The organism is Halorubrum distributum JCM 13561 (genome assembly GCF_000337395.1).
Lineage (GTDB): Archaea > Halobacteriota > Halobacteria > Halobacteriales > Haloferacaceae > Halorubrum > Halorubrum distributum.
In genome coordinates this window covers 141,977-148,815 of the sequence record NZ_AOJF01000031.1, presented here as the reverse complement: position 1 = coordinate 148,815, position 6,839 = coordinate 141,977, and the positions used below count along the sequence as shown (strand labels likewise).

The following is a 6,839-nucleotide window of genomic DNA, read 5'->3' as shown; positions in this document are numbered from 1 at the left end:
GAGATCGAGTCGTCGATCCGGTCGGTGCGCGCGGAGACGGACGCGACCGTCGACGAGATGGCCGAGATGCGCGAGCGCGCCGACGAGGGGATAACCACCGCGGAGGCGGCGCTGGAGGCGTTCACCGACCTCGCCGCCGACGTCGAGGAGACGACGAGCGGCGTCGAGGAGATCCGCGACGCCACCGACGACCAGGCGACCTCGATCGAGGCGGTGGTCGACGCGGTCGAGTCGGTCGGCGACCTCGCCGAGGAGACGGCCGCGGACGCGGGCGACGCCACCGCCGTCGCGCACGCCCAGAAGACCTCGCTGGCGGAGGTGGCCGCCGGGGCCTCGACGCTCTCCGACCGGACCGGCACCCTGGACGACGCGCTCGACGCCTACGACGCGGACGGCGCCGCGGCCGACGACGCGGTCGTCCTCGACTTCTGGCACGCGTTCGGCGGGCGCAAGGCGCGGCTCCTCGACGAGTTCGCGGCCGAGTTCGCGGCCGAGACCGACGGGGTCGCGGTCCGGCCCTCCTCGAAGGGGAGCTACCGCGGCGTGTTCGAGGCGACGCTCGCGGCGGCGGACAGGGGTGACCCGCCCGCGATCGCCCACCTCTACGAGATCGGCACCCAGCGCGCGCTCGACAGCGGGGCGTTCACGCCGGTCGAGCGCCTCCTCGACGCCGATTCGGGTGGTGTCGCCGGCACTGACGCCGCGGCCGGCCCGGTCGCCGGCTTCTCGCCCGACGACCTGCTCGACCCGGTCGCCAACTACTACCGGACCGACGGGGTGCTCCACTCGATGCCGTTCAACGCGTCGACGCCCGTGCTGTACTACGACCGCGCGGCGTTCGAGCGCGCCGGGCTGGACCCCGACGACCCGCCGGAGACGTTCGACGAGGTCCGCCGCTGCGCCGAGCGGCTGGTCGAGCGCGGCGCGACCGAGACGGGGATCACGTTCGCGACGTACTCGTGGTTCGTCGAGCAGTGGTTCGCCGAGGCCGGCGAGCCGCTCGTCGACGCCGACAACGGGCGGGGCGGCACGCCGACCGAGAGCCGGTTCGACGGGCCGGTCGGCGAGCGGGTCTACCGCTGGATCGCCGACATGGCGGCCGACGGCCTCTACCACGACCCCGGTATCGAGGCTCGCGGGCAGGCCCGCGAGGCGTTCCACGAGGGGCGCGCCGGGATGCTTATCGGCTCCACCTCCTCGATGGTCGGCGTGCGCGAGGGCGCCTCCTTCCCGGTCGGCGTCGGCTACTTCCCGGTCCCCGACGAGCGGCACGGCGTCGTCGTCGGCGGCGGGTCGCTGTGGGTCGCGGACGGCGCGTCGCCCGCCGAGCAGCGCGCCGCCGCGGCGTTCCTCGGTTGGCTCGCGGCGCCGGAGCGGCAGGCGCGCTGGCACCGCGAGACCGGCTACTTCCCGGTCCACGAGGGGGCGGTCGACCGGCTCGACCGCGACGGGTGGTTCGACGAGAACCCCGGCTACCGCACCGCGATAAACCAGCTGCTCGACGCCGAGGACGCCGTCGCCACGACCGGCGCCCGGATCGGCCCGTTCGACACGGTCCGGACGCTCGTCGCCGAGGCGTCCGTCGACGCCCGCGAACACGGGGTCGAGTCCGCGGTCGAACGGCTCGCCGACAGCACCGCCCTGCAGCTCGAACGGTACGCCGAGGAGCGCGCCGACGGGTCGTAACCTCGACTATCGGTTCCCTGTCGGGGGCAGAGCCGCTCAGCGCTCCCGACGCGCCCACTCGCGCAGCGTGAACCGGTCGTACGGCGTCTCCGCCGCGATCTCCCACTCCCCTTCGTCCCACTCGGGGTAGCGCGTGTCGCCCTCGTAGGCGCCGTCGACGTGACTGAGGGCCATCGCGTCGAGGTGCGGTTGGAACAGGTCGTAGATCGCCCCGCCGCCGAGGACGTAGACGCGGTCGTCGGTCCCTCCGGCGGTGTCGCCCCCGCCGGCGCCCGCCGACTCCTCGGGTATCGGGTCCGCCTCGGCGGCGACTCGGTCCGCCTCGGCGGCGGCCCGGTCCGCGTCGGCGGCCGTCCCGACGAGGTCGCGGGCCAACTCGAGCGCCTCCTCGACGCCGCTCGCGACGACCGCGGTCGGGGCGTCCACCGCCTCGACGCTCCGGCTCACGACGATCTGCCGGCTCCCCGGGAGGTCGTCGCGCATCGAGTCGAAGGTTCGGCGACCGAGGATTACCGGCGAGCCCGCGACGCGCTCGCGATACTGCCGCACGTCCGCCTCGATGTGGGGCCACGGCACCTCGCCGTCCCTCCCGATCACCCGGTTCTCCGCGAGCGCGGCGACGCTGACGAGTCTCACGGGTCGGATACGGGACGGACGGGCAAAAGCGACGCGTCGAGTCGGGGGTCGAGGCCGGACGGGCGAGCGGACACGGCCGCCGGGACCCGACGGGAGGCCTCAGCCGTCGAGGCCGAGCAGGTCGAACGGGTAGCCGTTGTCCAGTTCGTCGGCGCGCTCGTAGACGACGCGGGCGGCCGCCACGTCCTGGATCGCGAGCCCGGTCGAGTCGAAGACGCTGACGCCGCGCACGCCCTCTGCGTCCGCCGCCGTGCCGGGCGTGCCGGGGCGACCCGCGCGGCGGCCGACGACGATCTCGCCGATCTCGCCGTAGATGTCGTCGTCGGTGAGCGTCCCCGCGGCGTAGGGGACGTTGATCTCGCCGGAGTGGGTGCACTGCTCGTGGTCGTCGATGACGACGGTGGCGTCCGAGAGGAGGTCGTCCGCGAGCTCGTGTTTGCCCTCGGCGTCCGCGCCCATCGCGTTGATATGGGTGTGCTCGCCCACGTCCTCGGGGCCGACGATCGGGGTCTCGACGGGGGTCACCGTCGAGAGCACGTCGCAGTGGCCGGCCTCGGCGACCGAGCCCGCGCGCACGTCGAACCGGCCCTCGAAGGCGTCGACGAAGTCGGCGACGCGCTCCTCGTCGAGGTCGCTGATCACGACCTCCTCGATGTCGCGGACCGCCGCGATCGCCTCAAGTTGGGTGTACGACTGGACGCCGGCGCCGACGATCCCCAGGCTCGTCGCGTCGGGGACGGCGAGGTGGTCGGTCGCGACCGCGGCGGCCGCGCCGGTGCGTTTCATCGTCAGCGTCGTGCCGTCGAGGACCGCCAGCGGGAACGCCGTCTCGGGGTCGGAGTAGATCATCGTCCCCATCACGGTCGGGAGGTCGTGGTCGGCGGGGTTGTCGGTGTGGACGTTCACCCACTTGATCCCGGCGGCGTCCCATCCGTCGCCGGTCTCGGTCTCCTCGGCGACGTCCTCCTCGCGCACGTCGAGGTAGGCGGGCATCGACCGGAAGTCGCCGTTGTACTCGGGGAGGTCGATGTACGACTTCGCCGGCATCTTGGCGTCGCCGCGCTCGTAGGCCGTGAACGCGCCGCGTACCGCGTCGATCACGCGGTCCATCTCGGCGTTCTCGTCGACGTCGTCCGCGTTGAGGAGCAGCGTCTGCATGTCGCAGAATTTGCCGGTCGTCACTTAGTCTCTTCCGAACTCGCGTCGGGGTCCCCCGAGCGCACACCGCGGCCCTCCGAACGGGCGTCGCCTCCGTCGGAGCGCGCGTCGCCCTCGGCGACCACGATCGCCCGGAGATCGTTGACGTTCGTCCCGGTCGGCCCGGTCCGGAGCAGCGCGCCCGCCTCGTCGAGAAGCGGGTACGCGTCGTTCGCGTCGAGCGCCGTCGCGGCCGCCTCGCGGTCCAGCGGACGCTCGGCGCCGCCGCCCCCGTCGGCGTCGTCCCCCACGAGGCGGTCGTCGACCAGCGCGCCCGCGGCGTCGCTGGCGCCGTCGATCCCGTCGGTGTCGACGCTCGCGACGGCAACGCCTTCCCCGCCGTCGCCCGCCGCGTCGAGCTCGACCGCGGCCGACAGCGCGAACTCCTGATTCGGGCCGCCCTCTCCGGGGTCCTCTCCGAGCGTCACCGTCACCTCGCCGGCCGAGAGGAGGACTGCGGGCGGCTCGGCCGGCTCGCCGCTCGCGCGGCACTCCTCGGCGACCGCCGCGTGCGTCTTCGCGGCCTCCAGCGCCTCGCCGCGGCCCCGCGAGGAGAGCACCAGCGGCTCGTACCCTCGCTCCGCGGCGACCTCGCGGGCGGCGTCGAGGGCCGTGCGCGCGCTCGCGACGACCCGAAAGTCGACGCCGTCGCCGTCGAACGGTGGATCGCCCGGTCCCGGGGTCTCCGCAAGTTCGCCCGCGGCGCCGCGTTCGAGCCGGTCGACCACGGCGGCCGGGGCGTCGACCGCGTACCGGTCGAGGACGCCGAGCGCGTCCGCGTAGGTCGTCGGGTCGGGCGAGACGGGGCCGCTCGCGATCACGGCCGGGTCGTCGCCGGTCACGTCGCTTACCGCGAGGCCGAGGACGTCGGCGGGGCCGGCCGCCCGCGCGAGCCGTCCGCCCTTCACCGCCGAGCAGTGTTTCCGGACCGCGTTGATCTCCGCGATGGTCGCGCCGCTCGCCAGCAGCGCGTCGGTCGTCTCGCGGAGGTCACCGAGCCCGATTCCCTCGGCGGGTGCGGCCAAGAGCGCGCTGCCGCCGCCGGTGAGCAGGGCGAGGACGAGGTCGGACTCGCCGGCGTCGGCCGCGACCTCGCGCACCTGCTTGGCGCTCTCGACGCCCGCCTCGCTCGGCGTCGGGTGGTCGCCGGGCAGGACCGCGACTCGATCGGTCTCGACGGGGTCGTCCGTGACGACCGCGCCGCCGTCGACCCGGTCGCCGAGGAGTCGCTCGACCGCGGCCGCGAAGTGGCCAGCCGCGTTGCCGGCGCCGACGACGAGGGCGCGGTCGTACGTCGCGAGGTCGCGGGTCGTCGAGGTGCCGTCGACGGCGGTGACCGTCAGGACGCCGTCGTCGAGGGACAGCGCGTCCGCGACCACTCGCTCCGGGTGCGCGGCCTCGATCCCCGCGGTGACGCAGTCGAGCGCGAGTTCGCGGGCCGGGTCGCTCGCGTGTCGCTCGCGGTCGGCGACGGTCACGGTCGGGCCGTCGGACTGATCGGGCATTGGTTCGGTCGCCTCGGTCTGGATGCGCGCCGGCGGCTCAAGAGCGTTCTGCCATTATAAATAGTTGCTACTAGACTGGCGGACGACAGTGCCAAAGCCCCAGTCGCGAGGACGGCGCACACTCGTTGCGCTCCTCGCTCGTTCGCTCCGGTGCTTACGTCGTCTGCGCCGTCCTCGCGACTGCCCCTTTGAGTCCCACCCGACCGCGACCGCACAGCACCTCTCACCTCCCCAACCTCGTCGGCCGGTCTCCGCTTCGCTCCGACCGGCCGACTCCCTCGCGCGTGCTGCTCGGCCGCGAGGCGGCCTCACAGGCACGCGCCACCGCTCTCCATTTATAAGAGCCGCCGCTCCCGCTCGTGGACATTTATAAGTTCGAAAAGCGGTGTGCGGAACGGCCGCAGCGGCGCGTCGACCGCTTTAGAGGATGACGCCGCGCGTCTGGAGCACGTAGTAGGCGGCGAGCAGCGCCGCGATGACGTACTGCCCGAGCGCGACCTCGTCGTACTCGCCGACCGCGACCTTGATCAGCGGGTAGGCGACGATGCCCGCCGCGAGCCCGTCGGCGATGGAGTACGCGAACGGCATCACGGTGACCGTGAGCCCCGCGGAGACGGCCCACGCCGGGTCCGACCAGTCGACCTCGACGAGCCCCTGGAGCATCATCACGCCGACGACGATCAGCGCGATGAACGAGGCGTACGCCGGGATGGCGGCGACGACGGGGATCACCGCGAGCGACGCGAGGAAGAGGAGCGCGACGACGAGGGCGGTGAGGCCGGTGCGGCCGCCCTCCTCGACGCCGGTCGACGACTCGATGTACGTCGTCACCGTGGAGGTACCCAGCACCGCGCCCGCGGTCGTCCCCACCGCGTCGGCCATCAGCGGCTTGTCCATGTCGGGGAGGTCGCCGTCCTCGTCGAGGAAGTCACCGAACTGCGAGACGCCGATGAGCGTCCCGGCGGTGTCGAAGAAGTCGACGAAGAAGAACGTGAACACGACGAGGACGAACGTGAGCGGGTCGATACTCCCGAGGCCGTCGACGAACGCCCCCGCCAGCGGCGTGATGTCGTACTGCGGCGCCGGGAGCGATCCCCGAGCCGCCGTGACCGTGCCGCGGTCGAAGACGCCGGCGAAGGTGAGCCCCCAGCCGACGAGGGAGGTCGTCACGATGCCGAGCACGATAGAGCCCGTGATCCCGCGCGCCCAGAGGCCGAAGGTGAACGCGACCCCGAGCAGCCCTAAGATCGCCCACGGGTTCCCGAAGATCCCGCCGAGCGTGACGAGCGTCGCCTCGTCGGGGACGACGAGTTGGAGCTCCTGAAAGCCGATGAACAGAAGGAACAGCCCGATACCGGCGCCGACCGAGCGCTTCACCGGCTCGGGGAACAGCCGGATGACGTACTCTCGCGCGCCGACCGCGGTCAGGAGCATGAACAGGATCCCCTCGACGAAGACGGCGGCGAGGGCCGTCTGCCACGGGACGCCGAGCCCCAACACGACGGTGTACGCGAAGAAGGCGTTGAGCCCGAGCCCGGGCGCGAGTCCGAACGGCCGGTTCGCGTACAGCGCCATCACGACCGTCGCGATCGCCGCCGAGAGGATCGTCGCGATGGCGATCATCTGGAACACCTCGCCCTGCCCGTACCCCTCGATCTGGATCGCCTCCGAGAGGATGGCGGGGTTCACGACGATGATGTACGACATCGCGAGGAACGTCGTGAGCCCGGCGACCAGTTCGGTGCGGACGTCCGACCCGTGCGACTCCACGTCGAACCGCGCGGCCAGCGTGTCTGAAAGCCCCATTGAACGGGT

Annotated in this window: 5 protein-coding genes; 1 reads left to right on the top strand and 4 read right to left on the bottom strand. The window is 72.8% G+C overall.

Going from position 1 to position 6,839, the window contains the following annotated elements; genetic code table 11:
- Positions 1–1,686, top strand: a 1,686-nt coding sequence (locus tag C470_RS06845; RefSeq protein ID WP_008366137.1) for an extracellular solute-binding protein, incomplete at its 5' end; no start/stop codon positions are given.
- 36 nt (positions 1,687–1,722) lie between these two features.
- Here the strand turns inward: C470_RS06845 and C470_RS06840 are convergent.
- The 4 genes from C470_RS06840 to C470_RS06825 all read right to left on the bottom strand — a co-directional run bounded on the left by C470_RS06840 (position 1,723) and on the right by C470_RS06825 (position 6,830).
- Positions 1,723–2,322 carry a dihydrofolate reductase gene (locus tag C470_RS06840; RefSeq protein ID WP_008366135.1) on the bottom strand — a complete coding sequence of 200 codons (600 nt, stop codon included), beginning with the start codon at positions 2,320–2,322 and terminating at the stop codon, positions 1,723–1,725.
- A gap of 99 nt (positions 2,323–2,421) precedes the next feature.
- Entirely contained in the window at positions 2,422–3,480 is a 1,059-nt protein-coding gene (locus C470_RS06835) for an alanine dehydrogenase (RefSeq protein ID WP_007344993.1), read from the bottom strand.
- Between the two features lie 20 nt (positions 3,481–3,500).
- Positions 3,501–5,024, bottom strand: a complete 1,524-nt coding sequence (locus tag C470_RS06830; RefSeq protein ID WP_008366131.1) for a glycerate kinase type-2 family protein — start codon at positions 5,022–5,024, stop codon at positions 3,501–3,503.
- Between the two features lie 420 nt (positions 5,025–5,444).
- Positions 5,445–6,830, bottom strand: a complete 1,386-nt coding sequence (locus C470_RS06825) for an NCS2 family permease (protein WP_008366129.1) — start codon at positions 6,828–6,830, stop codon at positions 5,445–5,447.
- Positions 6,831–6,839 lie beyond the last annotated feature (9 nt).